Source organism: Myxococcus sp. CA040A, assembly GCF_013336725.1.
GTDB lineage: Bacteria > Myxococcota > Myxococcia > Myxococcales > Myxococcaceae > Myxococcus > Myxococcus llanfairpwllgwyngyllgogerychwyrndrobwllllantysiliogogogochensis.
In genome coordinates this window covers 731,295-755,872 of the sequence record NZ_JABUMR010000001.1, presented here as the reverse complement: position 1 = coordinate 755,872, position 24,578 = coordinate 731,295, and the positions used below count along the sequence as shown (strand labels likewise).

Here is a 24,578-nt window from a genome sequence, read left to right as displayed (position 1 = left end):
AGAAGGGCTTACGCCCGGGGGGACTTCCACATGCATCTGTCCAGGCTTCCGTCGATTCTCGCCGTGTCCGCGGCGCTCTGCTTCTCGGTCGGCTGCTCCAAGCGGGGCTCTCAATCCCAGGGCGCCGAGCCGCAGGCCAGCACCCAGCCTCCGCCCGCCCAGCCGCCTCCACCGGCCACCGCGGAGGCAGTCCCCCCTGACATGGGGCCACAGCCACCACCGCCGGGTGACGAGCACCATGGCAAACACCACAAGGGCGTCTCCGAGCCCAACTGTCCCATGTCCGTCTCGGGCGCCATGGCCCGCGCCCAGGACGTGCCCGAAGGCGTGGCGCTCATCATCAGCACGCCGGAGCCGACACAGGTGGCGGAGCTCCAGCAGCGCAGCCGGGCCATGCTCCACGAGCAGGCGGAGAGCACCCAGCGCGCGCAGCAGGAGACGCCCATGCAGGAGGCCCAGCGCGAGGACCTGGGCGACAGCCCGCTGGAAGAGCAGGACGGCCTGGACGACACCGGCATGGGTGGCTCCGGCATGGCGGGCGCGCCGACCATGCCCTCCAGCGCGAGTGTCCAGGACACGCCGGATGGCGTCATCATCGTCTACACCGCGATGGACCCGTCCAAGCAGAAGCAGCTCAGCAGCGAGGTCCACAAGACGGCGGACCAGATGAAGCCTGGCAAGTGCCCGGGGATGAGCCCCGACATGCCCTGAGCGGACATCAGCCCGCGCTCCCCGGCGAAGAAGTCGGGGGGCGCGGGACGCGCCGCGGACCTCATCGAGCAGGCCCTTCCAGACCTGGCCTGAGGAGTCGTGCCAGACTCGTTGGCATGGACGCGCGGGACATCCATTCGAAGTGGGTCGTCAATCTGGAGGCCCAGGACCCGGAAGCGTCCGTCTGGCTCGGCTGGTCCGCGCTGGCGCGATTGCGGGAGTCCATGACCGAGCTGTCCACCCACCCCAACACCTTCGTCCGCGTCGCGTTCTCCCAGAGCACCTTCGAGAGCCTGGGTGAGCTGTTGACGCGCGCCGAGGAGTGTCACGCGACCGAGGACCCTCACCTGCCCCATCCTCGCCCCCTGAGCACCGAGCGGCTCGCGAACGCGGCGAACGAGCTCCACCAGCAGGCCCAGTTCCTCCAGACCAAGCTGGCCGAGCCGGGGGCCACGCACGTCATCTCTCGCCAGGAGGTGACGGCACACCAATCCTTCATCGACGAGTGGAAGACGATTCAGGCCCAGCTCGGCATGAGAGGCGGTCCACGCCCGCCGCTGCATGACTGCTCGGGCTCCATGACGATGTCGCTCATCTGGGGGTGGTAGCCTTTCGGGCCCCCATGGAAAGCCCGGCACCTTCCTCCGCGCAGTCCGCCGCTCCCGCGAGGCCCGGGCTGATGGCTCGCTTCGGGCCCGGCATCCTCGTCGCCGCCACGGGCGTGGGCGCGGGAGACCTGCTCACCGCGAGCCTGGGAGGCTCGGCCGTGGGTGTGGCCATCTTGTGGGCCGCCGTCGTGGGCTCGGTGCTCAAGGGCTTCCTCAACGAAGGCGTCGCGCGCTGGCAGCTCGCCACCGGCACCACCTTGCTGGAGGGCTGGGCGCGGCTGGGCCCGGGCCTGCGCAATGTCTTCTTCATCTATCTGCTGGGCTGGAGCTTCTTCACGGGCGGCGCGCTCATCTCCGCGTGTGGCGCGGCGGGAGATGCGCTGTGGCCGCTGGGTGGAGACCCGGAGACGTCCCGGCGCATCTGGGGCGTGATTCACTCGCTGGTCGGCCTCGCGCTCATCGGGCTCGGCGGGTTCCGCCTCTTCGAGAAGCTGATGGCGGCCTGCATCGCGCTGATGTTCGGCGCGGTCCTCTTCACCGCCGTGGCCTCGCAACCCGACTGGGCGGCCGCCGCGCGGGGGCTCGTGATTCCCTCCCTGCCCGACAAGAGCACCGTGTGGGTGCTGGGTCTGCTGGGCGGCGTGGGCGGCACGGTGACGATGCTGTCGTATGGCTACTGGATTCGAGAGAAGGGCCGCGAGGGTCCACTCGGCTTGAAGACCTGTCAGGCGGACCTCACCGTGGGCTACGCGCTGACGGGGATGTTCGGCGCGGCCATGGTCATCATCGGCTCGACGCTGCGCCTGGAGGGCACCGGCCTGAAGGTGGCGTCGCTGCTCGCCTCGCGGCTGGAGGCGGTCATCGGTCCCGCCGGCTACTGGGTGTTCCTCGCGGGCTTCTGGGGCGCCGTCTTCTCCAGCCTGCTGGGCGTCTGGGAGGGCATCCCCTACCTCTTCGCGGACTTCCTGCGCATCCACCGCAAAGGCCCGCCGGGGCCCGCCGTGGACCTGCGCACCACCCGCGCATGGCGGCTGTACCTGGTCGCGCTCGCCATCGTCCCGCTGCCCATGCTCTGGGCGCCGCTCCAGCGCGCGCAGTTGGCCTACGCCGTGGTCGGCGCACTGTTCATGCCGCTGCTCGCCGCCACCCTGCTGTGGATGAACAACCGACGCGCCTGGGTGGGCTCGCTGCGCAATGGCTGGCTCACCAACGCCGCGCTCGTCGCCACGCTGCTGCTCTTCCTCGGCGTCGGCCTCCAGGAAGCACTCGACGCACTGCGTAAATTACAAGGCCCCTGAGACGCGGCGCGCCCGTGAGGGCCGGGCGCTCGTCGGAGAGGCCTTGGAGCGAGGATGTGAACTGGCGGTCGTTGGGGCCGCCGGAGAGTGCGCGAGCGGACGCCAGGACCTCCCTGGAGCACGAGGCTCGCAGTAGGCTGGAGCCGCGAACGGTGGTTCTTCCACGCCCCCGGGAGGGACACATGAAGCGCTGGAGTACATGGCTCACAGTGGCCGCGATGAGCGCGGGTTGTCAGAACGGCAGCAAGGACGACCGGCCCACGCGCGCGCAGATTCGCAAGACGGGACCCGCGACGATGGAGGTCATCCCCTCCGCCGGGCAGCTCCCCTACTGCATGCTCTACACGGTGTCCCAGAAGGGCGTCATCCGTCAGCTCACGCTGACGCGGGAGAACCGCTCCATCCGGTGCGACTCGAACAAGCCCATCGCGAACACCAGCTTCCGCGTCCCCACGCAGGAGGGGAAGGTGAAGGTCTACATCTTCTTCTCCGACGACCGCATCCCCGCGGGCCCCGTCGCGCAGCAGCTCTATGACTTGCGCGGCCAGGAGCGCATCAACGCGATGGACCTGCGCCTGCCCGGGCGCGTCTACGTGGAGACGCTGGACTTCGTTCCCGAGGAAGGCACCGCGGAGATGACCGGCGCGGTGGTGGGCTCGCACGGCGAAGTCACCGACTCCGGCCCTGGCTCGGTGAGCGAGAAGGACCTGGGCGCCACGGTGCTCGGAGACGGCGGCACCACCGGCGTCCTGCCGGCGGCCTCGGACCAGGGCAACTGAGCGGTCCGTCACCCCGAGGGAGGCGCTCGCCTCCCCCGGAACGACGCTGAATCACCAGGCCTCGCGGGCCATGGCCAGCAGGTCGGACTCCACCACCTTGCGCGGGTTGCTCAGGTGCGAGGCGTCCTGGAAGGCCTTGTCGGCGATCTTCGGCAGGTCCTCTTCCTTGACGCCCACGTCGCGAAGCCGCGTGGGGATGCCGATGGCCGCGTTGAGCTTGCGCACCCGGTCGATGGCGTTGCTCGCGAGCACGTCCTCACGGGCATTGGAGGTATCCCCCATCGCCACGGCCACGCGCGCCAGCCGCGTCGTGCTCGAAGCGCGGTTGAACTCCATCACCACCGGCAACACGACGGCGTTGGCGAGGCCATGGTGTACGCCGGAGATGGGCGTCAGCGCATGCGCCAGCGCGTGACACGCGCCCAGTCCCTTCTGGAAGGCCATGGCGCCCTGCATCGCGGCGATCATCATGTCCGTGCGCGCCGCCAGGTCCGTGCCTTCCCTCACCGCGGTCACCAGCGAGCGGCTCACGCGTTGGATGCCGTCGATGGCCACCGCGTCCGCCAGCGGATGGAACCCATTGGCCAGGTACGCCTCCAGGCAGTGCGTGAAGGCATCCATGCCGGTGGCCGCGGTGACGCCGGGAGGAAGCCCCAGCGTCAGCTCCGGGTCGACGATGGCGGCGCGAGGCAGCAGGGCCGGGCTGAAAATCACCGTCTTGCGCCCCGTGTCCGCCAGCGTCACCACGCCCGAGCGGCCCACCTCCGAGCCCGTGCCCGCCGTCGTCGGAATGGCGATGAGCGGAGGCAGGTCGTCCTTCACGTACTGGTCCCCGCCCTTCGCGTCGTCATAGCGACTGAGCGGAGGCTCGTGGGTGGTGAGCAGTTGCACCAGCTTGCCCGCGTCCAGCGCGCTGCCTCCGCCCAGCGCGATGAGTCCATCGCACTTGTTGTGGCGATAGACCTCCAGGCCGGCGAAGACGTCCTTCTCGGTGGGGTTGGGTTCCACGCCGTCGAAGACGGCGCACGCCAGGCCCGCCGTCTTCAAGACTTCGAGCACGCGGGAGGCGAGCCCCGCCTTCACCACGCCCGCGTCCGTCACCAGCAACGGGCGCTTCATGTTCAAGCGTTGCGCCTGGGCGGGCAGTCGCTGGAGCGCGCCGGCGCCCAGGACGATGCGGGTGGGCCACGCCATCTCGGTGATACGGGGCTCAGCGGGAATGTCGAACGGCTTCATCGCGGGTTCCTCCCTCGGGCTCATCAGATGAGCTCCAGGTAGCGCTCCAACTCCCAGCTGGTGACGGCGCGCTCGTACTGGCGCACCTCCCACTCGCGCGTGCGCACGAAGTGGTCCACGAAGCCCTCGCCCAGGATTTCCCGGGCGCGTTCGCTCTGCTTGAGCAGGGCCACGGCATCTCTCAAATTGCGCGGCAGCGGCGCGGCCTCGTGGGACGCGTACGCATTGGAGTTGCACGCGGGGGGCGGCTCGATTTCGTTCTCGATGCCCCACAGGCCCGCGGCCAGGCTCGCCGCCATGCCGATGTACGCGTTCATGTCCGCGCCGAGCTGGCGGTACTCGATGCGCATCGCCTTGGCGTTCTCACCGATGACGCGCACGGCGCAGGTGCGGTTCTCCAGACCCCACGCCGCGGTGGTGGGCGCCCAGGTGTTCTCCACGCTGCGCTTGTAGCTGTTGATGGTGGGCCAGTAGAGCGCCGTCAACTCCGGCATCAGCGCTATCTGCCCGCCGATGTAGTGGCGCATGAGGCGGCTCATGCCGTGCGGCGAGCCTTCCTCGTGGAAGAGGTTGTGCTCGCCCTTCAGGTCCCAGAGCGACTGGTGCACGTGCCCCGAGCACCCCGGCAGCTTCGCGTTCACCTTGGCCATGAAGCACGCGGTGAGGCCCTGGCGCGCGCACAGCTCCTTCACCACCGTCTTGAAGAGGGCCGCCTTGTCCGCGGAGCGCTCCACATCGTCATAGCGGATGGCCGCCTCGAAGACGCCGGGGCCCGTCTCGGTGTGGAAGCCCTCGATGTTGAGGCCGAAGCCGTTGCACCCGTCGATGAGCGCATGCACCAGCGGCGCGTTCTGCGACGTGCGCAGCCACGAGTAGCCGAACATGCCGGGCGTCAGCGGCGTGAGGTCCTGGAAGCCCTTCTGCTTCAGCGTGTCCGGCTGCTCCTTGAAGATGAAGAACTCGTACTCGGCGCCGAAGCGAGGCAGGTAGCCCTGCTCCCGTGCGCGAGCGGCGATTTTCTGGAGCAACTGCCGGGGACTGGCCTCGAAGGGCGTGCCGTCCGGGTTGACGAAGTCCAGCAGGAAGGCCGCGGTGTCGGGCTCCCACGGAATCACCCGCCCCGTCGTCACGTCCACCGTCGCGTGCGCATCCGGATAGCCGGTGTGCCAGCCCGTCACCTGGGTGTTGTCCAGCAGCTCGTCGCCCAAATCCCATCCGAAGACGACGTCGCAGAAGCCCAGGCCGCCCTTGGCGGCGCTCAGGAACTTCTCCAGGGAGATGTACTTGCCGCGCCAGACACCGTCGATGTCGATGGCGCCGACCTTCACCTTCTTCACGCCGTTGTCATCGAGCCAGCGCTTGAGCGTGTCGGTGCCGCCCGAGTCCCGGGGCACGGCGGCGCCGCGCACGGGGCCACCGCGCTCCTTCGCGCGAGCCCTGCGAGCCACGGTCGGATGCGTGAGTACCTTCGCCTTGGGACGGGTCGGCATCGGGACCTTCCTTCCTGGGGTGAGGGAAAGCTCAGGTGTCCGTCGGCAGGCGCGTCCACACCGCCTTGCACTGGAGGTAGCCCTCCAGCGCGTGGTGCGACAAATCGCGGCCCCAGCCGGACTCCTTGTAGCCGCCGAACGGCGCGGCATCGTCGAACTCGTTGAAGCAGTTGATCCACACCACGCCGCTCTTCACCTTGCGAGCCAGCGCGTGCGCCTTCGCCACGTCGCGCGTCCACAGCGAGGCGGCCAGGCCGTAGAGCGTGCCGTTGGCCAGCTCCAGCGCCTGCGCGTCATCGCGGAAGCGCAGACAGCTGAGCACCGGGCCGAAAATCTCCTCCTGGGCAATCTTCATGTCCGGCTTCACGTCGCCGAAGATGGTGGGCCGCATGAAGTAGCCCTTCGCCTTGACGCTCTCCGTGTCGCGCTCACCACCGGCCAGGAGCTTCGCGCCCTGCTGACGGCCGCTCTCGACGTAGCCGAGGATGGTGTCGAGCTGCTTCTGGCTCACCTGAGCGCCCATTTCCGTGGACGGGTCCAACGGGTCTCCGACGCGCAGCTTGCGCGCGCGGTCCGCCAGCCGGGCCACGAAGTCGTCGTAGATGCCGTCCTGCACGAGCACGCGGCTGCCCGCGTTGCACGTCTCGCCCTTGTTGCCGAAGATGCCCCAGAAGCACGCCTCCACGGCGCGCTCCAGGTCCGCGTCGGAGAAGATGACCTGCGGGCTCTTGCCGCCCAGCTCCAACGTCAGCTTCTTGAGGTTGCTGCCCGCCGACGCCTGCATCAGCCGGCGCGCGGTGCGACCGGAGCCGGTGAAGGAAATCTTGTCCACGTCCGGGTGCCGCGCGAGCGCCTCGCCCGCGGGGTCCCCGTAGCCGGTGACGACGTTGAGGACCCCGGGAGGAAAGCCCGCCTCGAGCGCGAGCGCGCCCAGCTTCATCGCCGTCAGCGGCGTCATCTCGGAGGGCTTCACCACCACCGTGCAGCCCGCGGCGAGCGCGGGCCCCAGCTTCCAGCAGAGGATGCACGTGGGGTAGTTCCACGGGACGATGAGGCCCACCACGCCCACCGGCTCCTTGAGCACGTAGGTGTGGAAGGGGCCGTCCACCGGGAGCACCTCGCCATGAATCTTGTCCGCCCAGTCCGCGAAGTACGCGAGCGTGCCAGCGCCCGGGGCCACGTCGCCTCGGACGGCGTCGCGGAACGTCTTGCCGTTGTTGAGCGACTCGACGAGCGCGAACTCCTCGCGGCGCTGCCACAGCAGGTCGGCCAGCTTGCGGATGAGCTTGCCGCGCTCCCGGGCGGACATCTTGCTCCACGGGCCGGACTCGAAGGCGCGACGGGCGGCTTTCACCGCGCGGTCCACGTCGGCGGCGGTGGCGCTGGGGACATCGCACACCTTCTCACCCGTGGCGGGATTCACCACCGGGAGCGAGCCCCCTTCGAGGGGGTCCACGCCCTGCCCATCGATGAGCAGTTGCAGGACGGGCAGCCGGGGGGAGAGCGAGCGGGCGTCTAGCATGGGGATTCCTCGGGGCGCACAGGGGCGTTCCAGACAGATTGGCCAGGAGCGAACACAGGTGGCACGACAGGGTAGGAATGACGTCCAGACGCGGCAACCTGCGGTGGTGAAGAACGTCTTGTTGCTGAAAGCCGGCGAGGCTGCTGAGTCCGTGCGCCTCACCGTCGGTGATTACGAGCAGTGGTTCCTGGGCACCATCGGACTGGAGGGCCATCGCTTCGACATCCTCCCGGTGCACCGCGACGCGCCGTTGCCACGGGACGCGCATGCGTACGACGCGGTGATGATGACGGGCTCCCCTCTGTCGGTGACGCGGTTGGAGCCGTGGATGGAGCGCGTCGCGGACTTCATGGTGGAGGCCGGTGAGAAGGGCACGCCGGTGCTTGGCGTGTGTTTTGGTCATCAGTTGCTCGCGCGTGCGTACGGTGGACACGTGGCGCGAAATCCGCAGGGCCGGGAGACGGGCACGGTGGAGGTGAGGCTCACCGAGGCGGGGCGTCGGGACGCGCTGTTCGACGGGGTGCCGGAGGTCTTCGCCGCCCAGGCCACGCACGAGGACATCGTCGCCCAGGTGCCCGAGGGCGCGACGGTGCTCGCGGGCAACGCCAACACGGCCGCGCAGGCGCTGGCGTTCCGCCCGAAGGTCCGAGGCGTGCAATTCCACCCGGAAGCGGCGCCGGACGCCCTGCGCGCCGTCATCCACGCGCGTCAGGAGGGACTGGAGCAGGAGGCCGTGGCGCGGGGGATTCCGCCCGGTGCGCAGGTGCCCCGATTGCTCGCGGGCCTGACTCCCACTCCCGCTGGGAGGCGAATCCTGATGAACTTCCTGGAGCGCTTCACCTGACCCCCTTCGAGGCTCCCCTTGCCGCGCTTCCTGCCGTCGCTGCTGCTCGCCCTTCTCGTCTCCGCCTGCTCGGACGGTGACCCGTGCTCCCAGGCTCCACGTTGTGACGACTCGGAGGCGCTCAACTGCGAGACGGCCTGCACGGTGGGCCCCTGCTCCACCGGCGCCATCTTCCAGGAGTGCGACCAGGGCACCACCTGCACCGTCGTGCCGGGAGACCGGGGCGACGCGCGCTTCTATCGCTCGCGGGCCGTGTGCGCGCGGAGCCTGACGGCGTGTGACCCGGCGACGGCGCCCGAGCCCGTCTGCGAGGACGGCCGCTTCGTCACCGGCTGCGGCGCGCATCACCGAGACATCCGCGCCTTCTGCTCCCAGGCGGCGCTGTACTTCGCGAAGGTTCCGGCGTGCTGCGTGACGGGGCCGGGCGATGGTGGGACGGATGCCGGCACGGACGGAGGCACGGGGGATGGTGGAATTCCGGACGCTGGGCCGGGGCCGTCCGACGCCGGACGTTGAGCAGCACGCGTTCGCGGGTTGAGGCCCCCGCGCGAGCCCGGCGGAAAGAGGCCGTGATTCACAGGTTGTGTCCGGACGGCGCTCCTCGCGCCGACCGAGTGCGCCATGAATCCTCTCGTTCCGCACTACCGCCGGTGGACACGACGACTGCGAAACCTCGCGGGCCATCTGCATCTGGACGCACGCGCCAACCACATCGTCCGGAGGACGGACTTCACGCACTGTCCCCGGCCGGTGCTGTTGCTCTACGGCTTCTTCAGCACGCGCCGCGTGTTCGAGGTGCTGGAGCAGCGGCTGCGGCGTGACGGCTATTCCGTCTGGTCCATCCACCTGGGCGGGGCGTTGGATCGGTTCAACACGTGCGGCATCGACGCGCTGGCGCGGAAGGTGCGTGAGAAGGTGGAGCGCATGTACACGCGCTATCCGCACATGGGGCCGCTGAGCATCGTCGGCCACTCGAAGGGGGGCCTCATCGGCATGTATTACGTGAAGCGCCTGGGCGGAGATGCGCGGGTGCGCAACCTCATCACGCTCGGCACTCCGCACAAGGGTTCGCGGCTGGCGTACCTGGGGTGCGCGACGCTCGGGTGGTTCAGCCGCAGCATGTGGCAGCTCACGCCCTTGTCGCCGTTCCTGAAGCAGCTGCGCATGGGGGCGTTTCCGCGGAACGTGCGGCTGGCGTCGCTCTACTCGAAGATGGATGAAGTCACGCCCTGGGCATCGGCGCGGCTGGACGTGGAGGGGCAGCCGCAGGTGTTCAACCACGAACTTCCCGACGTGGGCCACGGAGAGCTGCTCACCCGGCGGGCGGTCTACGAGGTCATCCGGCGCGAGCTGGTCGCGGGTTATGGCGAATGCGCGCAGGGTCTGCGCGCCGTGTCGCTGCCACCGTCCGCCTCTTGAGGTAGAGAGGGAACATGCCCTCGCGCTGGGACCGCCTCTTCGACCTGAAGCCCGTGCCGCTCATGGACCACTTCGTGGAGGAGGTGGCGAAGCTGCTGGCGCAGGACCTCCAGAAGTGGCCGCCGCCGGTGGAAGAGGTCGACCTGGACACGGGAGGCCATTTCGCGCCCCTGTTCACCGAGCCTCATCCGCGCCCCGCGCCGGTCGTCTACACCGAAGCGCTGCGACTGACGCGGTGGGAGCTGATGCACGAGACGGACGCGTTCGACGACTACATGCGCAACAAGCGCTACCTTGAACGAGGACTGGCGCCGGAGGACCGGCTGTCGCTGTTGTTCCTCGCGCGCTGGCTCACGGAGCAGATGCTGAGCCTGGGAGAAGCCACCGAGGGCCGCGTCAAACGCAAACAGATGCAGATCTGCCTGGACAAGCTGGAGACGAAGCTCCGGCTCGCCCAGGGCGCCCAGGCGTAAGCAGGTCTCGCCAATAGGAAGCGACCTGACGCGCGACTTCCGACGTCTCGTATCGCGAGTCGAGGAGCAACGAACCGAGCCATCACGGACGACGGCTATTCGAGTTCAGCGGCCTCGACGGCACCCAGGCTCGTCCCATCCGGCAGTCGCCACCCAGCGGGGCCGCTCTGGGAAGAGCCGGCGACCACTCCCGCTGCCGCCGAGGAGCTGGTGAAGACGGCATCCGAGTTGAAGACCATCAGGTCATCGGATTCCCGAAGAGTCAGAGTGCCATCGCGAACGAGCCCTTCGCGGATGGCCCGATATCCCTTCGAGAGGGAATCGGACAGCTTCCGCACCGCTGTCGAACCGCGCAGCACGACATAGCCCTCGGAGGACCTCCGCATCCGAGCCTGCGCCTTGAGCACCAAATAGGTGAACTCGGGCCCGCTCGTCCGCGTCCCACTCCGTGGCTCGAGCATCTGGCCCGCACGTCCAGACAGCGGGGGAAGCGTGAGCCGCACGTATTCGAGGAAGCCTTCCATGTCAGCCAGGTCCGACTCGGGGAGCGCGGCGCCCGAAGGAGCGGCGCCATTCGTCAGGTTGACCCGAGCCGCCTCGCTGGCGAGCGTGTGCAGCGCGAGTTCCAGGTGCTTCGCATGGGCCTTGGTGAGGTTGCCGTCCTTCGACGTGAAGACCACGGCCTCCGTCCACCACTCCTTCGCGGAGTCCCGAGCATGCTGGGCGAGCCGCAGACCCAGCGCTTCGGCCTCACCGATGTAGCCACGCACCTCCCCCACCGCGTCCGGGTCATCGCCGAGCAGGATGTACACCCCTGGGCGCACGGCCTCCTTGCGCGACTTGAACTGGGGCAGATGGTTTCGCGGAACGGCCAGGGCGATACCCGCCCAGTTCATGACGTCCGCAACCCGCAAACCACTGGGGTCCCCGTCCACGAAGAACAACTTGATGGTCTTTCCTGCCACCACGCCCCTCCTGAGCCAGCGGAATACCCCTCGAAGTCTGCTTGAAGACCGGGCTTGAAGTCAGTCGATACAAGCAGTCGTGAGCGGTCCCCTCGTCAGGAAGCTGGGACCACGAACTTTCCGCTCGCTTGGAACCGGAGCAGCCCCCCGGCTCGGAGGGCGGACGAGAACCAGGGACGCCGGGCCTTGTCAGCGCGCGGGCACTGCCGTAAGCCCGAGGCATGTTGCAGCCACTGGACACCCCGCCTCCGACGCCCACCACCGACCGCCGCAAGCGCCTGCTCATCCTGGGTGCACTCTGGCTCGTCGTAGCGGCGGCCCTGGTGACGTTCCGCTCGGTGGTAATGCCCTTCGCCGGCGCGGCGCTCATCGCGTACCTGGTGCAGCCGCTCGTCTCTCGCATCACCCGGCTGAAGGTCGCCGGACGCAACGTCCCCCACTGGGCGGCCATCCTGCTCATCTACGCGGGCTTCTTCGTCGGCGTGTATCTCTTCCTGGTGGCGCTGGTCCCCCAGCTCTACCGGGAGATGGCGCGCGTCAGCCGGGACACGATGGCGCTGGCCAACACGCTCACGCCGGAGCAGGTGCAGGTGCTCGCGCAGCGCGGGGAGGCGTGGCTCAGCGACTACGGCATTCCCGTGGCGCTCTCGAACCGGGCGCTGGAGGGCGCGGACGCCGCGGGCGGAGGGCACTTCAGCCTCGCGTTGGACCTGGAGCAGTTGCTGAGTGACACGGTGAAGCGCGTCTCGTCGCTGGTGCAGGAGAACCTGGGAGACATCGTCAGCGTGTCCCGCAGCATCATCGCCGGGGTCGCCGCGGGCGTCTTCACGCTGTTCTTCGTGCTGATGGTGGCTGCCTTCTTCTCCATCGACGGTCAGGCCATCCGCCGGTACTGCGGCACCCTGGTGCCCGCCGAGTACGCGCACGACGCAAGGCAGCTCGCCGAGCGAATCGACCGCTCGCTGTCCGGCGTCGTGCGGGGTCAGGTCACCATCTGCGTCGTCAACGGCGCGCTGACCTTCGTGGGTCTGCTGCTCTTCGGGGTGAAGTTCGCCTTCCTGCTGGCCACCATCGCCACGTTCTTCAGCCTCATCCCCATCTTCGGCACCATCCTCAGTTCGGTGCCCATCGTCCTCATCGCGATGGCGGACGGCTTCAAGAAGGGCCTGGCCATCCTGGTGTGGATCATCGGCATCCACGCGGTGGAGGCGTACTTCCTCAACCCCAAAATCATGGGGCAGGCCGCGCGCATCCATCCGGTCATCGTCGCCTTCTCGCTCATCGCGGGAGAACGACTCTTTGGCCTCGTGGGCGCGCTCTTCGCCGTGCCCATCACCGCCATCCTCGTGGCCTGCTTCGACTACGCCCGCCTCAAGGCGCAGCCGCAGCCCGTGGTGACGCTCCCCTCCTCCGAGCCAGCCACTGTCACCGGCCAGCGGACTCCGGCGGCCTGAGCCCTTCGTCTCCCGCGCGAGACGACTACGGAGCCCTGCCCGCGAGCGCCTTCGCGTAGTTCGAGAGAGAGCGGTTGTAGCGCGGCAGATGACGCGCCAGTGCACCGAGCGCGAGCCCCACCGCCTCCCGCTCGCGTCCGGCATCCACGAGCGACAGCGCGAGGAACGCGGCCACGGCGTCATCGAGTTCATCGGACCCGGCGGCCCGCTCGGCGGTGAGGAGCGCGACGCTCTCCTGCACTTCGCCCAGATTGCGCAGCGTGCTGGCCAGTTGAATCACGGCCTGGCGCCGCAGGCCGCCACTCAGTCCCGAGGCCAGGGCTTGTCGATACAGCGGCGCGGCCAGCGCTTCCTGTCCGAGTGAGTCGTGGGCCGACGCCCGCTCGAACAGTGCTCGCGGATGCCCCACCGGCAGCTCCGCCGAGAGCGCTTCCACGCGGGCGAGGAAGTCACCGGGAGCAGCCCCCTCGAAAGAGGCCCACAGCTCCGCGATGCGCCGCTCCCACTCCAGTTCGGTCGGCGTCACCGCCCCAGCTTCGCAGCCCGCATAGCGGCACGAAAGGCGTGAGGCCGCGGGAGTCGCCTCACTGACAGGCGGCGTCGCAGCGGGCCCCACGGCAGAAGGGGATGCAGCGGCCACAGTCGATGGAGCCTTCCGGGCACCCGCCCGTGCAGCTCACACCGCCACAGCTCGGGCCTTCATCCGCGTGGGTGACGGCGGTCCCCAGCCCGCAGCAGGCATTGGCGACACAGTCGTCATCCGAGTAGCAGGTCCGGTCGGACAGCACCGGCGGCGCGTCATCCAGCGGCCCCAGGGGGTCCACATCGCATCCCAGTCCACCTCCGAGTGACACCCCGATGAAGAGGGGAAGCAGACGGACGAACATGGGACGAGACATGGACCCTCCGATGGGCGGTGGCTTACCGGTTCATCGAGCCGAGGAAGTCAGCGTTCGTCGGCGTCGGACGCATGTGCTTGAGCACGAACTCCATCGCATCGATGGGAGTGAACGGGTGGAGCACCTGGCGCAGCGCAGTGATGCGCACGAGATCGCCCGGCGACAAGAGCAATTCTTCCTTGCGCGTGCCGGACTTGTTGATGTCCAGCGTCGGGAAGATGCGCTTCTCCATCAGCTTCCGATCCAGGACGATTTCGGAGTTACCCGTGCCCTTGAACTCCTCGAAGATGACTTCGTCCATGCGGCTGCCGGTGTCGATGAGCGCGGTGCCGATGATGGTCAGCGAGCCGCCTTCCTCGATGTTGCGCGCGGCGCCGAAGAAGCGCTTGGGCTTGTGCAGCGCGTTGGCGTCCACGCCGCCGGAGAGAATCTTTCCGGACGCGGGAACCACCGTGTTGTAGGCGCGCGCCAGACGGGTAATCGAGTCGAGCAGGATGCAGACGTCGTACTTCTGTTCGACGAGGCGCTTGGCCTTGTCGATGACCATCTCCGCCACCTGCACGTGCCGCGTGGCGGGCTCGTCGAAGGTGGAGGAGACGACCTCGCCCCGCACGCTGCGCTCCATGTCCGTGACTTCTTCCGGGCGCTCATCCACGAGCAGCACGATGAGGTACACGTCCGGGTGGTTGCGGCTGATGGCGTGCGCGATGTTCTGCAGCAGCACCGTCTTGCCGGCCTTCGGCGGCGCGACGATGAGGCAGCGCTGTCCCAGACCGATGGGGCAGAACATGTCGATGATGCGCGTGGTCATCTCCGACGACTCGTGCTCCAGCTTGAGCTTGCGCGTCGGATACAACGGCGTGAGGTTGTCGAACAGGATGCGCTCGCGCGCCGCGTCCGACATCGGGTCCGTGAAGTTGACCTTGTCCACCTTCTGGAGCGCGAAGAAGCGCTCGCCCTCGCGGGGCTGGCGGATGGGGCCCGTCACCGTGTCGCCCGGGCGCAGGTTGAACCTGCGCACCTGCGACGGAGACACGTAGATGTCGTCCGGGCTGGGCTGGTAGTCGCTGTCGGAGCTGCGCAGGAAGCCGAAGCCGTCGCTGAGCATCTCCATCACGCCTTCGGCGTGGACCTCGAAGCGCTTGTCCGCGATGCCGCCGAGCAGCGCGAAGATGAGGTCCTGCTTCTTCAGACCCTGGTAGTTCTCGATGCCCACGTCGTGGGCCATCTTGGACAGGTCCGTGATCTTCATCCGCTTCAGGTCATTGAGCTTGATGACCTGCATCGGCGCGCCGTCGCGGCTGACTTCCGTGATCGCGGGCGCGTCGGGGACCTCCGGCGCGGGAGGCAGCGTGGCCGCCGGCGAATCGTCCTCTCCAGAGGAAAGACGCGCCTCCTGGATGTCGTCGTCGCGAACGGGACGGGAAATGGGGGTCAGGACCGGGCGGGGCGGCTCGGCGCTCACCTCGGCCTCCGGCTCCGCGCTGACTTCCTCGTCGCGGCGGGGGCGGCGGGCGCGGGAGGGCTTCTCGGTATCTTCCCTTTCGGCGGTCTTCGCCGCCGCGCGCTTGCGACGGGGCTTGTCGTCGGCCTCGACGGGAACTACGACGTCGGCGGCCTTCTCTCTCGAAGTACGGGCTTTGCGCATGTCTGGAACGCTTGGGGATTGGTGGGGTGCCCGAGGACTCGGACGCTCGATTGCCGGGGGAGATTCCGCGCGGCCTCGGAAGCACCTTCCAGGAGGACAGCCCTACCGGAATCCCTGAACGGGACTGCGCGGGCGCGGGCCGGTGGTTTGGGGAAGAGATGGCGCCGTCGAAACTCCTGCGCCAATGAACCGCGCGGGGACGTTATTGACCCCCTCCTGGCCTGTCAAGGCATCTTGAGGCCTTTGGCACGGACTCTTCCTCCTGGAGCAACAGGAGCCCGTCGCCAGACATTTCCACCGTCACCAGGGACACTTCAGACCCGGGGACCAGGACCCGCGAGGTTGCTTCGCGGCCCGTAAGCCCTCGCAGGTGCCATCCCGGGCATCCCCGCACGACGCCCGGGTGCCAGGTCCTCCCGGGCCCTCACCCCCGGCGCGATTCACAGCCTACGTGCCAGGGCGTCCTCGAGCGGGTGGGCCCGACGTCCGGGAACGGGCTCGACGCGATGTCGGGGGGACGCTCTAGATTGCGCGGCATTGGACACGCCCTCGCAGGGGGCGATTTGGGGTAAGGACCGCCCACCGTGGACGACTTCAAGACCGCAGAAGCACGAGCCCGCGAGCTCCGTCGTGAGCTGGCCCACCACAACCACCGCTACTACGTGCTCGACTCGCCGGAGATCAGCGACGCGCAATACGACACGTTGATGCGCGAGCTGCAGGGCCTGGAGGAGAAACACCCCAGCCTCCAGACGCCGGACTCCCCCACCCAGCGCGTGGGCGGCAAGGCGGCCGACGAGTTCGGCGAGGTGGTCCACCGCGTCCCCATGCTCTCGCTCGCGAACCTCTTCGAGGACGAGGGGCTGGTGGAGTTCGACGAGCGCGTGCGCAAGCTGTTGGGCCAGCCTGGCGTCACCTACGTGTGTGAGCCCAAGCTGGACGGACTCGCCATCGCCCTGCGCTTCGAGAAGGGTGTCTTCGTCCAGGGCGCCACGCGCGGCGACGGCACCACGGGCGAGGACGTCACCGGCAACCTGCGCACCATCCGCAGCCTGCCCATGGAGCTGTTCCCGCTGGACGACGTGAAGGTGCCCGCGATGCTGGAGGTGCGCGGCGAGGTCTTCATCCGCAAGGCGGACTTCCGGAAGCTCAACGAGAAGCGGGAAGAGGAAGGCGAGCCGCTCTTCGCCAACCCCCGCAACGCGGCGGCCGGCAGCCTGCGCCAGTTGGACCCGAAGGAGACGGCCGCGCGCCCCCTCTCCGTCTATCTTTACGAGTGCGTCCCCACCGAGGGCGTGCCCGCCTTCAAGTCCCACATCGAGAAGCTCGAGTACCTGAAGTCGCTGGGCCTGCCCATCAACCGCTACGTGCGCGCCGAGGGAATCGACGGCGTGCGAAAGGCCTATGACGCCTCCCTGAAGGGCCGCCATGAGCTGCCCTTCGAGGTGGACGGCATGGTGGTGAAGGTGGACGACGAGGACCAGCGCAAGCGGCTGGGACAGGTCTCCAAGAGCCCCCGCTGGGCGGTGGCCTACAAGTTCCCTCCGGAGGAGGAGTCCACGGAGGTGCTCGACATCGGCATCCAGGTGGGCCGCACCGGCGCGCTCACCCCCGTGGCGCACTTGAAGCCCGTGAAGGTGGGCGGCGTCACCGTGGCGCGCGCCACGCTGCACAACGAAGACGAGTTGCGCCGCAAGGACGTGCGCAAGGGCGACACCGTCTTCGTGCGCCGCGCTGGAGACGTGATTCCGGAGATCGTCTCCACGGTGCTCTCCAAGCGCCCGGAGAGCTCCCAGCCCTTCGAGTTCCCCAAGCACTGCCCCGTCTGCGGAGCCGCCGCGGTGAAGGACGAGGACGGCGCGGTCATCCGCTGCACGGGCGCGTCCTGTCCCGCGCAGTTGGTGGAGAAGATCCGCCACTTCGCCAGCCGCATCGCCATGGATATCGAAGGCCTGGGCGACAAGCTGGCCGCGCAGCTGGTGGCCACCGGCACCGTGAAGACCTTCGCGGACCTGTACAGCCTCACCAAGCAGAAGCTCCTGACGCTGGAGCGCATGGGCGACAAGAGCGCGGACAACCTCCTGGAGTCGCTGGAGCACTCCAAGGGAACCACCCAGCGCCGCTTCCTCTACGCGCTGGGCATCCGACACGTGGGCGACGCGACGGCCAAGGCGCTCGCGGAAGGCTTCCCGGATGTGCGCCAGCTCTTCGAGGCGTCACTGGACGACATCACCCGGGTGAAGGATGTGGGCCCCGTCATGGCCCAGGTCATCCACGCCTTCTTCCAGGAGCCCCAGAACCGGGACGCCATCCTCGCCCTGCTCAACGCCGGGGTCTCCCCCGCCCCGCCCCAGGTCAGCACGGGCGGCCCCTTCGTCGGAAAGACGGTGGTGCTCACCGGCTCGATGACAGGTATGACTCGGGACCAGGCCAAGGAGGAGGTGGAGCGTCGGGGTGGGAAGGTGGCCGGAAGTGTCTCGCGCAAGACCGATTTCGTGGTGGCCGGGGAGGATGCCGGCACCAAGCTGAAGAAGGCCCAGGAACTCGGGGTAAGAATCCTGGACGAGCAGGCGTTCCTGCAGCTGTTGCAGACGGACGTCAGAGGGTGAGGCATTCAGTCCATGAGCGGCACGCGGCGGGCAACGCTGCGCATCCAGGGCAAGGTGCAGGGCGTCTTCTTCCGGGAGAGTGCCCGCGTGGAGGCCACGCGCCTGGGTCTCGTAGGCTGGGTGCGCAACCGCTCGGACGGCTCCGTGGAGGCGGTGGTGGAGGGTGAGCCTGGAATGATGGAAGAATTCATCCGCTGGTGTCACCGGGGTCCGTCCCAGGCGCGTGTCGAAAGCGTCGGGCGCACGGACGGCGAGGCCACTGGCGAGTACAGTCACTTCATCGTGGAGCGCACATCATGACGCCCTACGCGCTGGCATCCCTGCCGGCCATGCTGGGCATCCGGGCCGGTTCCAAGGTCTCCGTCATCAACCCGCCGCGCGGCTTCGTGCAGAAGCTCAATCCGCTGCCGGACGGGGTGGAGTTCCTCATCACCGCGGTGACGGGCCTGGATGTCATCCTCTTCTTCTCCCAGGACGCGCAGGAGCTGGTGCAGCGGCTGCCCGCCCTGGCGCGCGCCATGGCCCTCACCGGTGGCATCTGGGTCTGCTGGCCCGGCGGCGAGGGCGTGAAGACGAACCTCTCCGAGGACTTCGTGCGCCAGGCCGCGCTCGATATCGGCCTGGTCGACAACAAGATCTGCGTCATCGACTCGACCTGGACGGGGCTGAGGCTCGTGCGCCGGCCGCGTGGGCGACTGGACAAGCCGTCAGGCGGCAAGCAGGCCCCCGCCCAGGCCTGAGAACCTGCCAGGGAGGCATCCGGCATCTGCCCGACAGTGGATGGATGCCGTTTCTCGGCTTTACACGTGTGCCGGGGGCGTGGAAAACTCCCCGTGTTTCTGGGCGCTTGTGTGACACTCCGCATTGGCGAAGGTCACGCCCAGTCGTGAATTTTTGACGGGTTGCGTTCCCGGATACCTCCGGGCGCGTCGGCTGCGCCGGGGCTCCAGTCGCCCCCCCAAGGTGACCCACTGAAGGGCACCGACCGGGTGTGGAAGGAAGGAGCGGGCGGCACGCGCGTGGTGGAGGACCTCGAACGCGGTTGAAGACAAGGCTCCGCCCGGCAGGGTGCCGGTCGCAAAGCGGAGCGACTAAATTCGGAGGAGCAGGCGGTGGTCCCCTTGGCCCTCGACAGCGTGACGCGAGCCGTACCCGGACAGACCGGGAAGGCCGTCCTGACTGGAGGGCCACCGGAGGCCGCCTCTCCCTTCGCAGCGTGCTCGGAGGCGCGGCGTCTTGCCGCCTCCCGTCCGGTGAGGTCCGCCCTACCGCGCGCGCGTCCAGGATTCGTCCATGAGCAGCATCCTCGTCATCAACGCCGCGGGTCGGGAGACCCGCGTGGCGCTCGTCGAGAACGGGCACATCGCGGAGTTCTACCTCGAGCGTAAAAAGGACAAGGGCGTCGTCGGAAATATCTACAAGGGCCGCGTGGTCCGGGTGCTCCCCGGCATGCAGGCGGCCTTCGTGGACATCGGCCTGGAGAAGGCCGCTTTCCTCTACGTCAGCGACGTCGTCTATGACCCGGACTTCGCCCGGGCCCAGTTCGAGCTGACGGAGGGAGAGCACGAGGACGCCCCCGACGTGCCCACCGAGTCCGAGGCCGATGCCGCCGAAGAAGCGGCACGGGACGCGGGTCCGAGCGTGGACGTGGAGGCGGAAGCGGCGGAGCTGGCCGGTGAGGACCAGGCCCACCGCACCGAGTCCCTGCCGCGCGACACCATCATGGAGCTGGCGGCGAACGCGCCGTCCATCGAGGTGCCGTCAGCCCCCAGCGAGGCCCCGGGCGGTGAGTCCGTCGAGGAGGCCCCCGCGGCCACCGCCGAGGCCACCGTGACGGTGGTCGCGACCGAGGTGACCGTGTCCGCCGAGCCGGCGGCGCCCGTCGTGGAGACGGCGTCCGTGGCCATCGCGGTGCTCGAGGCATCCCCGGCGGAGGGCACGTCCGAGGCTTCCACCGAGTCCACGCCCCTCTCCGACGAAACGGCCACCGCGCTGGCCGTGGCGATGATTCCGCCCGAGCCGCCGCCGCACGCGGCCACCGCGCTGAGCGAGCTGATTCCTCCTCCGACGGGTGAGGAGGCGGCCGTCGCCGCGCGTCCCGCCGAGGTCTCCGGAGAGCGCCGCGCCCCGCGCGAGGCCCGGGAGGCGCGTGAGCCGCGCGCCCGCGAGAAGGAGAAGGACAAGGGCCGGCACAAGCAGGACGACAAGCGCCGGGACAAGCACGACGAAGGCGGCGGCAAGGAGAAGGTCAAGCAGCGCCGGACGGACAAGATCGAGGACTTGCTGAAGGTGGGCCAGGAGGTCGTGGTCCAGATTTCCAAGGACCCCATCGGCACGAAGGGCGCGCGCCTCACCTCGCACATCTCGATTCCCGGCCGTCAGCTGGTGTTCATGCCCACGGTGGACCACGTGGGCATCAGCCGCCGCATCTCCAACGAGAAGGAGCGCCGGCGCCTGCGGGAAATCGTGGACCGGCTGCGGCCGCCCGGGACGGGCTTCATCGTGCGCACGGTGGCGGAGAACGTGCCGCAGGAGAAGCTCGAGAGCGACATCCGGTTCCTCATCGAGGTGTGGAACCAGGTCGTCCGCAAGAACGAGAAGCGGGGCGGGCCGGGCCTCTTGCATCCGGACCTGGACCTCATCCTGCGCGCCACGCGCGACTTGTTCGCGCACGACGTGGAGAAGCTCGTCGTGGACGACCGTGAGGAGTACGAGCGCATCCTCGGCTTCGTCACGGCGCAGGACCCGGCGCTGCGGGACAGGGTGGCGCTGCACGAGGGCGACGACACCGTCTTCGACGCGTACGGCATCGAGCAGGAGCTGCAGCGCGCCACTCAGCGCAAGGTGTGGCTGAAGAGCGGCGGCTACCTCATCATCGATCAGGCCGAGGCGCTCACCGCCATCGACGTCAACTCGGGCCGCTACGTCGGCAAGAAGAGCCTCGAGGAGACCATCACCAAGATCAACGTCGAGGCGGCCAAGGAGATCGTCTACCAGCTCCGGCTGCGCAACATCGGCGGCATCATCATCTGCGACTTCATCGACATGGAGAAGGCGCAGAACCGGGACAAGGTCTTCAAGTCGCTGCAGGAGGCGCTGGGGCGCGACAAGGCGAAGACGAACGTGCTGCGCATCTCCGAGCTGGGCCTCGTGGAGATGACGCGCAAGCGCGTGCGCGAGTCCATTGGCCGGGTGCTGCACGAGGACTGCCCGTACTGCGACGGCAACGGCTTCGTGAAGACGGCCACCACGGTGGCGTACGAAATCTTCCGCGAGATTCGCCGGGAGGCGCCGGGCTACAAGGACTCCACGCTGGTCATCAACTGCAACGCGGAAGTGGCGCGCCTGCTCCAGGGCGAGGAGCGCAACGAGCTGCGGCACTTGATGGACCGCTACAACAAGTCCATCCAGGTCAAGGCGCAGCAGAACTACCACCGCGAGCAGTACGACATCTACGGACGCTCGGCCACGGGGCCGGAGCACAAGGTGGCGTCGTCACCGGGCTCGGGTGATGGCGAGCTGGCGATGCAGCATCGCAAGCCGGACAGCGGTGGCTTCGGACGCCAGGACCAGAACCGCCGAGGTGGTGGCAGGGACCGGGGCGGCGACCGGCGAGATGACCGCGGCGGAGGCGGTGGCGGTGGCGGCGGGGGTAGCGGTGGCGGTGGCGGCCGACGCCCGGAGCGTGGCGGCGACCGTCCTCGCGGAGACCGGAGCGGCGAGCGCGGCGAACGTGGTGGTGAGCGCGGCGGCGAGCGCGCGGACCGTGGCGGCGAGCGCGCGGACCGTGGTTCTGAGCGCGGCGGCGAGCGTGCGGACCGTGGCGGCGAACGTGGTGCTGAGCGTGCGGACCGTGGTGGTGAGCGCGGCGAGCGTGCCGACCGCGGTGGTGAGCGCGGCGAGCGTGCGGAGCGCGGCGAACGTGGTGAGCGCGGCGAGCGTCGCGGTGAGCGCGGCGGTGGCCAGGGTACGGCCGGAGGAAGTGGCGGCGAGAGCGGTGGCGGCGGCTCGACGCCTCCGGCTTCTGGTCAGGGCGGCTCAGACCCCTCGGGCGGCACGACCTGATGCTCCACGGTGGAGTGGGTGATGCCATCGCATCCCCACCCCATCGAACCCTCACCTCGCTGAGGGGTGAGGCTTGAGATTGGCGCCGCCCTCTGTCTCGAGGGCGGCGCATCCCGCGCTCGCAGTCAGGGCGAGTTCGAGAGCCAGCAAGGTCTCATTCGCCAGAGCCAGTCGCTTGCGAGATGCATCGCCTCAAGGCGGGCAGGAGTCTTCACGCAAGGCTTCGCCAGGCCAGCGCCCAGAACTCCCGTGAGTCCTCTCGCCAAACCGGCGCCAGGTATCCGGGCGAGCCGTCCCCCACCAAGGTCCACGGCGCGTCGGTGACAGGGTTCGAACCTGGCACCGGGTCTTCCGTCGTGCCCCCCGGGAGCCACGCCTTCGCGGCCGAGGCACCTCACCTCCGACTCGAGGGCCATGTGAGCGGCGGCCTCACGTCCTGGCCCTACCCTTGGGGCCGGGCGGGGATGTCGGGCGGTGTGCCCCAGTCACCCTCGTCACTGGGGTGGGCTGGCCCAGGAGGCTCGGGTTTGACTAGCCTTGCCGCTCCATGTCGCGGAGCGTCGTCGACGTCCCTGCCCCACTTCCGTTCCGGATGACCCTCATCTCCGCTTCGCTCCAGACCTCCTGTCGCCGCCCCCTTCTCCCCTGCCTTCGAGGGGCGCGCCCCTTCGTGGGCTGGCGTACCTGAGAGCGGCCGTGGCCCAGACTCCGCTTTCATGGCTGCGAAACACCCGAGACCGGGCACGAGCCTGGGCGTTGCGCGTCTGGGCCCCCATCGAGGGCACTCCGGTGGGCCGCTTCGCGACGGACACCGTGCTCGCCGCGAGGACCGTGGGCCAGGGGTTTCGGGGAGAGAACCTCCGGCTTCGCGCGGCCGCCCTCACCTACATCAGCATGTTCTCGCTGGTGCCCCTGCTGACGGTCGGCCTGGTCCTGCTGAATGCCTTCCACCAGGACCGCTTCGAGGAACGGCTGCGCTCCGTCGTCCGCGAGCTGCTCGCACCAGGCGTCCAGGAGAAGTCCGCCGCGGTGCTCAACCGGCTCCTCGACCAGAGCAACTCCGTGGCCATCGGAAGCATCGGCTTCCTGGCCATCCTCCTGTCCGCGGGCTCGCTGCTGCGCCACATCGACGGCGCGGTGAACGAGCTGTGGGGCATCCGCCGCCAGCGCCCGTGGGGCATCCGCCTGCTCATCTACGCCGGCCTGTTGCTGCTGGGGCCCATCTTCCTGGCCGCGTCCTTCACGGGGACCCGGGCGGTACGAGGCGTCTTGCAGAGCCTGCCGTATCCCGGAGCCTTCATCGCCCTGGGCACCACGCTCGTCGCGGTGCTGGGGCTGACGATGCTGTACTTCTGGACGCCCTATGCGCACGTCCGGGTGCGCTCCGCCCTCGCGGGAGGACTCGTCGCCGGGCTCGGGTGGATGGTCGCCAAGTCCCTCTACGCCGAGTTCGCCGCACGGAGCTTCCGCTACAACCTGCTCTATGCCTCGCTGAGCGCCCTTCCCCTCTTTCTCGCCTGGGTCTACGTAAGCTGGCTGCTGCTGCTCTTCGGCGCGCGGCTCTCCTACGCCGTCGAGCACACCGCCTTCCGCGACTCCCTCTTCGCGTTCGGCACCCACCCCCGGGCCCATGAGCTGGTGGCCTCCCGCATCGCCCAGGAGACCACCCTGACGTGGGTGGATGGGGGGCCTGCTCCCACGCCCCGCGAGCTGGCGACCCGGCTTCGCGTCCCCGAGTCGCTCGTCCACGAGGTCGTGGACCGTATGGAGGCCGCGGGGCTGCTGGAGCGCCAACGCCGGGGAGGACTGCGGCCCGCAAGGGATCCGGCCTCCCTCACCCTCGCGGACACCACCCTCGCCGTGCACGGGGTGATGATTTCCGGAGGCGCGGATACCTGGGATGGACCGCGAGCCGCGGGCTTCGAGCAAGTGGAGCACTTCTTCCAGGAAGCGGACTGCCTCGGCGTCGAGCGCCTGCGTCAGACACGGTGGACCGACCTGGTGGTCCCCTTGCGGCCCGGATTGGCGGACACGGCCCCTTCTGCCCCCACCAAGGTGGCGGCAGGCGGAAATCCGTAAAGTTTCTAGGTGGTTGGGAGTCCACCCTGCTTGCAGTGCCGGCGCGTTCTGTTATGTTTTCCTGATTCACCACGGGCCAGAGTGCCCTGTCGCCAAGGGGTCACCGGGTTTGCGGGAGCGTCCGATGCTCAAGTCCGATCTGATCAACATCCTCGTGGCCAAGCGGGGCGTGACGCAGAAGCAGGCTGAGGCCACCATCGAGACGATTTTCGAGTCGATGAAGGATGCCCTCTGTCGCGGTGAGAACATCGAGATTCGCGGCCTCGGCGCCTTCCACGTGAAGAACTACCAGGGCTACCAGGGACGCAACCCGAAGACGGGTCAGGTCATCCCGGTGAAGCCCAAGCGGGGCCTGCTCTTCCGCACGGGCAAGGAGCTGAGGGACCGGGTCAACCGTCCCGCCCCCCAGCAGGCCCAGAGCGACTTGCCCTCCCCGGAGAGCAAGAGCCCCGGCAGCACCGGCACGGGCCTCTGAGTCG

At 68.7% G+C, this 24,578-nt stretch carries 22 protein-coding genes; 15 read left to right on the top strand and 7 right to left on the bottom strand.

Annotated features, from left to right (window positions below):
- The first annotated feature begins 30 nt into the window (after positions 1-30).
- The 4 genes from HUA75_RS03160 (at position 31) to HUA75_RS03145 (ending at position 3,396) form a co-directional block, all read left to right on the top strand.
- Entirely contained in the window at positions 31-711 is a 681-nt protein-coding gene (locus HUA75_RS03160) for a hypothetical protein (RefSeq protein ID WP_174467066.1), read from the top strand.
- 116 nt (positions 712-827) lie between these two features.
- Positions 828-1,319: a hypothetical protein gene (locus HUA75_RS03155; RefSeq protein WP_174485495.1), complete on the top strand. Its 492-nt coding sequence runs from the start codon at positions 828-830 to the stop codon at positions 1,317-1,319.
- 14 nt (positions 1,320-1,333) lie between these two features.
- Positions 1,334-2,617, top strand: coding sequence for an Nramp family divalent metal transporter (locus tag HUA75_RS03150; protein ID WP_174485494.1), 1,284 nt, complete (start codon positions 1,334-1,336; stop codon positions 2,615-2,617).
- Positions 2,618-2,799: 182 nt separating this feature from the next.
- Positions 2,800-3,396 (top strand): hypothetical protein, encoded by a 597-nt coding sequence (locus HUA75_RS03145; protein WP_246137497.1) that lies wholly within the window; start codon positions 2,800-2,802, stop codon positions 3,394-3,396.
- Between the two features lie 51 nt (positions 3,397-3,447).
- Here HUA75_RS03145 and HUA75_RS03140 read toward each other — a convergent pair whose 3' ends face one another.
- The 3 genes from HUA75_RS03140 to HUA75_RS03130 are packed head-to-tail and all read right to left on the bottom strand — an operon-like array spanning position 3,448 to position 7,644.
- Positions 3,448-4,632 (bottom strand): iron-containing alcohol dehydrogenase, encoded by a 1,185-nt coding sequence (locus tag HUA75_RS03140; RefSeq protein ID WP_174485493.1) that lies wholly within the window; start codon positions 4,630-4,632, stop codon positions 3,448-3,450.
- A 23-nt stretch (positions 4,633-4,655) separates the two neighbouring features.
- Positions 4,656-6,122 carry a glutamine synthetase family protein gene (locus tag HUA75_RS03135; RefSeq protein ID WP_174453125.1) on the bottom strand — a complete coding sequence of 489 codons (1,467 nt, stop codon included), beginning with the start codon at positions 6,120-6,122 and terminating at the stop codon, positions 4,656-4,658.
- A gap of 31 nt (positions 6,123-6,153) precedes the next feature.
- A complete protein-coding gene (locus tag HUA75_RS03130; RefSeq protein ID WP_141645922.1) occupies positions 6,154-7,644 on the bottom strand; it encodes an aldehyde dehydrogenase family protein in 1,491 nt (496 codons plus the stop codon).
- Between the two features lie 58 nt (positions 7,645-7,702).
- Between HUA75_RS03130 and HUA75_RS03125 the strand changes: the two genes are divergently transcribed.
- The 4 genes from HUA75_RS03125 (at position 7,703) to HUA75_RS03110 (ending at position 10,380) form a co-directional block, all read left to right on the top strand.
- A complete protein-coding gene (locus HUA75_RS03125; protein WP_246137498.1) occupies positions 7,703-8,488 on the top strand; it encodes a glutamine amidotransferase in 786 nt (261 codons plus the stop codon).
- Between the two features lie 18 nt (positions 8,489-8,506).
- Complete coding sequence (locus HUA75_RS03120; RefSeq protein ID WP_141645924.1) at positions 8,507-9,004, top strand: hypothetical protein; 498 nt, start codon at positions 8,507-8,509, stop codon at positions 9,002-9,004.
- Positions 9,005-9,109: 105 nt separating this feature from the next.
- Positions 9,110-9,907: a permease gene (locus tag HUA75_RS03115; protein WP_174485492.1), complete on the top strand. Its 798-nt coding sequence runs from the start codon at positions 9,110-9,112 to the stop codon at positions 9,905-9,907.
- Between the two features lie 14 nt (positions 9,908-9,921).
- On the top strand, positions 9,922-10,380 hold the full coding sequence (locus tag HUA75_RS03110) for a hypothetical protein (RefSeq protein WP_141645926.1): 459 nt from the start codon (positions 9,922-9,924) through the stop codon (positions 10,378-10,380).
- A 95-nt stretch (positions 10,381-10,475) separates the two neighbouring features.
- Here HUA75_RS03110 and HUA75_RS47850 read toward each other — a convergent pair whose 3' ends face one another.
- Positions 10,476-11,345, bottom strand: coding sequence for a GIY-YIG nuclease family protein (locus HUA75_RS47850; protein WP_174485491.1), 870 nt, complete (start codon positions 11,343-11,345; stop codon positions 10,476-10,478).
- 221 nt (positions 11,346-11,566) lie between these two features.
- On the opposite strand from HUA75_RS47850, the gene HUA75_RS03100 reads away from it, so the two are divergent.
- Entirely contained in the window at positions 11,567-12,799 is a 1,233-nt protein-coding gene (locus tag HUA75_RS03100; RefSeq protein ID WP_174467071.1) for an AI-2E family transporter, read from the top strand.
- Between the two features lie 25 nt (positions 12,800-12,824).
- Here HUA75_RS03100 and HUA75_RS46425 read toward each other — a convergent pair whose 3' ends face one another.
- Genes HUA75_RS46425 through rho form a run of 3 tightly spaced genes read right to left on the bottom strand, consistent with a single transcriptional unit; the run spans position 12,825 to position 15,346 of the window.
- Positions 12,825-13,325, bottom strand: coding sequence for a tetratricopeptide repeat protein (locus HUA75_RS46425; protein ID WP_174485490.1), 501 nt, complete (start codon positions 13,323-13,325; stop codon positions 12,825-12,827).
- A 58-nt stretch (positions 13,326-13,383) separates the two neighbouring features.
- On the bottom strand, positions 13,384-13,698 hold the full coding sequence (locus tag HUA75_RS03090) for a hypothetical protein (RefSeq protein ID WP_174453116.1): 315 nt from the start codon (positions 13,696-13,698) through the stop codon (positions 13,384-13,386).
- Positions 13,699-13,720: 22 nt separating this feature from the next.
- Positions 13,721-15,346: a transcription termination factor Rho gene (gene rho, locus HUA75_RS03085; protein ID WP_174485489.1), complete on the bottom strand. Its 1,626-nt coding sequence runs from the start codon at positions 15,344-15,346 to the stop codon at positions 13,721-13,723.
- Between the two features lie 584 nt (positions 15,347-15,930).
- Here rho and ligA point away from each other — a divergent pair.
- From ligA to HUA75_RS03055, 6 genes are all read left to right on the top strand, one after another.
- Positions 15,931-17,955: an NAD-dependent DNA ligase LigA gene (gene ligA / locus HUA75_RS03080; RefSeq protein ID WP_174485488.1), complete on the top strand. Its 2,025-nt coding sequence runs from the start codon at positions 15,931-15,933 to the stop codon at positions 17,953-17,955.
- A 12-nt stretch (positions 17,956-17,967) separates the two neighbouring features.
- On the top strand, positions 17,968-18,255 hold the full coding sequence (locus tag HUA75_RS03075; protein WP_141645931.1) for an acylphosphatase: 288 nt from the start codon (positions 17,968-17,970) through the stop codon (positions 18,253-18,255).
- Positions 18,252-18,695 carry a DUF3052 family protein gene (locus tag HUA75_RS03070; RefSeq protein ID WP_141645932.1) on the top strand — a complete coding sequence of 148 codons (444 nt, stop codon included), beginning with the start codon at positions 18,252-18,254 and terminating at the stop codon, positions 18,693-18,695. Before HUA75_RS03075 ends, HUA75_RS03070 begins: the two co-directional genes overlap by 4 nt.
- A gap of 553 nt (positions 18,696-19,248) precedes the next feature.
- Positions 19,249-22,020 carry an Rne/Rng family ribonuclease gene (locus HUA75_RS03065; protein WP_174485487.1) on the top strand — a complete coding sequence of 924 codons (2,772 nt, stop codon included), beginning with the start codon at positions 19,249-19,251 and terminating at the stop codon, positions 22,018-22,020.
- Positions 22,021-22,716: 696 nt separating this feature from the next.
- Positions 22,717-24,099 (top strand): YhjD/YihY/BrkB family envelope integrity protein, encoded by a 1,383-nt coding sequence (locus HUA75_RS03060; RefSeq protein ID WP_371746043.1) that lies wholly within the window; start codon positions 22,717-22,719, stop codon positions 24,097-24,099.
- A 124-nt stretch (positions 24,100-24,223) separates the two neighbouring features.
- Complete coding sequence (locus tag HUA75_RS03055) at positions 24,224-24,574, top strand: HU family DNA-binding protein (protein ID WP_141648560.1); 351 nt, start codon at positions 24,224-24,226, stop codon at positions 24,572-24,574.
- Positions 24,575-24,578 lie beyond the last annotated feature (4 nt).

Coding starts and splice junctions, on each gene's coding strand:
- HUA75_RS03160 (WP_174467066.1), top strand. CDS start 31: ATGCATCTGTCCAGGCTTCCGTCGATTCTCGCCGTGTCCGCGGCGCTC.
- HUA75_RS03155 (WP_174485495.1), top strand. CDS start 828: ATGGACGCGCGGGACATCCATTCGAAGTGGGTCGTCAATCTGGAGGCC.
- HUA75_RS03150 (WP_174485494.1), top strand. CDS start 1,334: ATGGAAAGCCCGGCACCTTCCTCCGCGCAGTCCGCCGCTCCCGCGAGG.
- HUA75_RS03145 (WP_246137497.1), top strand. CDS start 2,800: ATGAAGCGCTGGAGTACATGGCTCACAGTGGCCGCGATGAGCGCGGGT.
- HUA75_RS03140 (WP_174485493.1), bottom strand. CDS start 4,632: ATGAAGCCGTTCGACATTCCCGCTGAGCCCCGTATCACCGAGATGGCG.
- HUA75_RS03135 (WP_174453125.1), bottom strand. CDS start 6,122: ATGCCGACCCGTCCCAAGGCGAAGGTACTCACGCATCCGACCGTGGCT.
- HUA75_RS03130 (WP_141645922.1), bottom strand. CDS start 7,644: ATGCTAGACGCCCGCTCGCTCTCCCCCCGGCTGCCCGTCCTGCAACTG.
- HUA75_RS03115 (WP_174485492.1), top strand. CDS start 9,110: ATGAATCCTCTCGTTCCGCACTACCGCCGGTGGACACGACGACTGCGA.
- HUA75_RS03110 (WP_141645926.1), top strand. CDS start 9,922: ATGCCCTCGCGCTGGGACCGCCTCTTCGACCTGAAGCCCGTGCCGCTC.
- HUA75_RS03100 (WP_174467071.1), top strand. CDS start 11,567: ATGTTGCAGCCACTGGACACCCCGCCTCCGACGCCCACCACCGACCGC.
- HUA75_RS03090 (WP_174453116.1), bottom strand. CDS start 13,698: ATGTCTCGTCCCATGTTCGTCCGTCTGCTTCCCCTCTTCATCGGGGTG.
- rho (WP_174485489.1), bottom strand. CDS start 15,346: ATGCGCAAAGCCCGTACTTCGAGAGAGAAGGCCGCCGACGTCGTAGTT.
- HUA75_RS03075 (WP_141645931.1), top strand. CDS start 17,968: ATGAGCGGCACGCGGCGGGCAACGCTGCGCATCCAGGGCAAGGTGCAG.
- HUA75_RS03070 (WP_141645932.1), top strand. CDS start 18,252: ATGACGCCCTACGCGCTGGCATCCCTGCCGGCCATGCTGGGCATCCGG.
- HUA75_RS03065 (WP_174485487.1), top strand. CDS start 19,249: ATGAGCAGCATCCTCGTCATCAACGCCGCGGGTCGGGAGACCCGCGTG.
- HUA75_RS03055 (WP_141648560.1), top strand. CDS start 24,224: ATGCTCAAGTCCGATCTGATCAACATCCTCGTGGCCAAGCGGGGCGTG.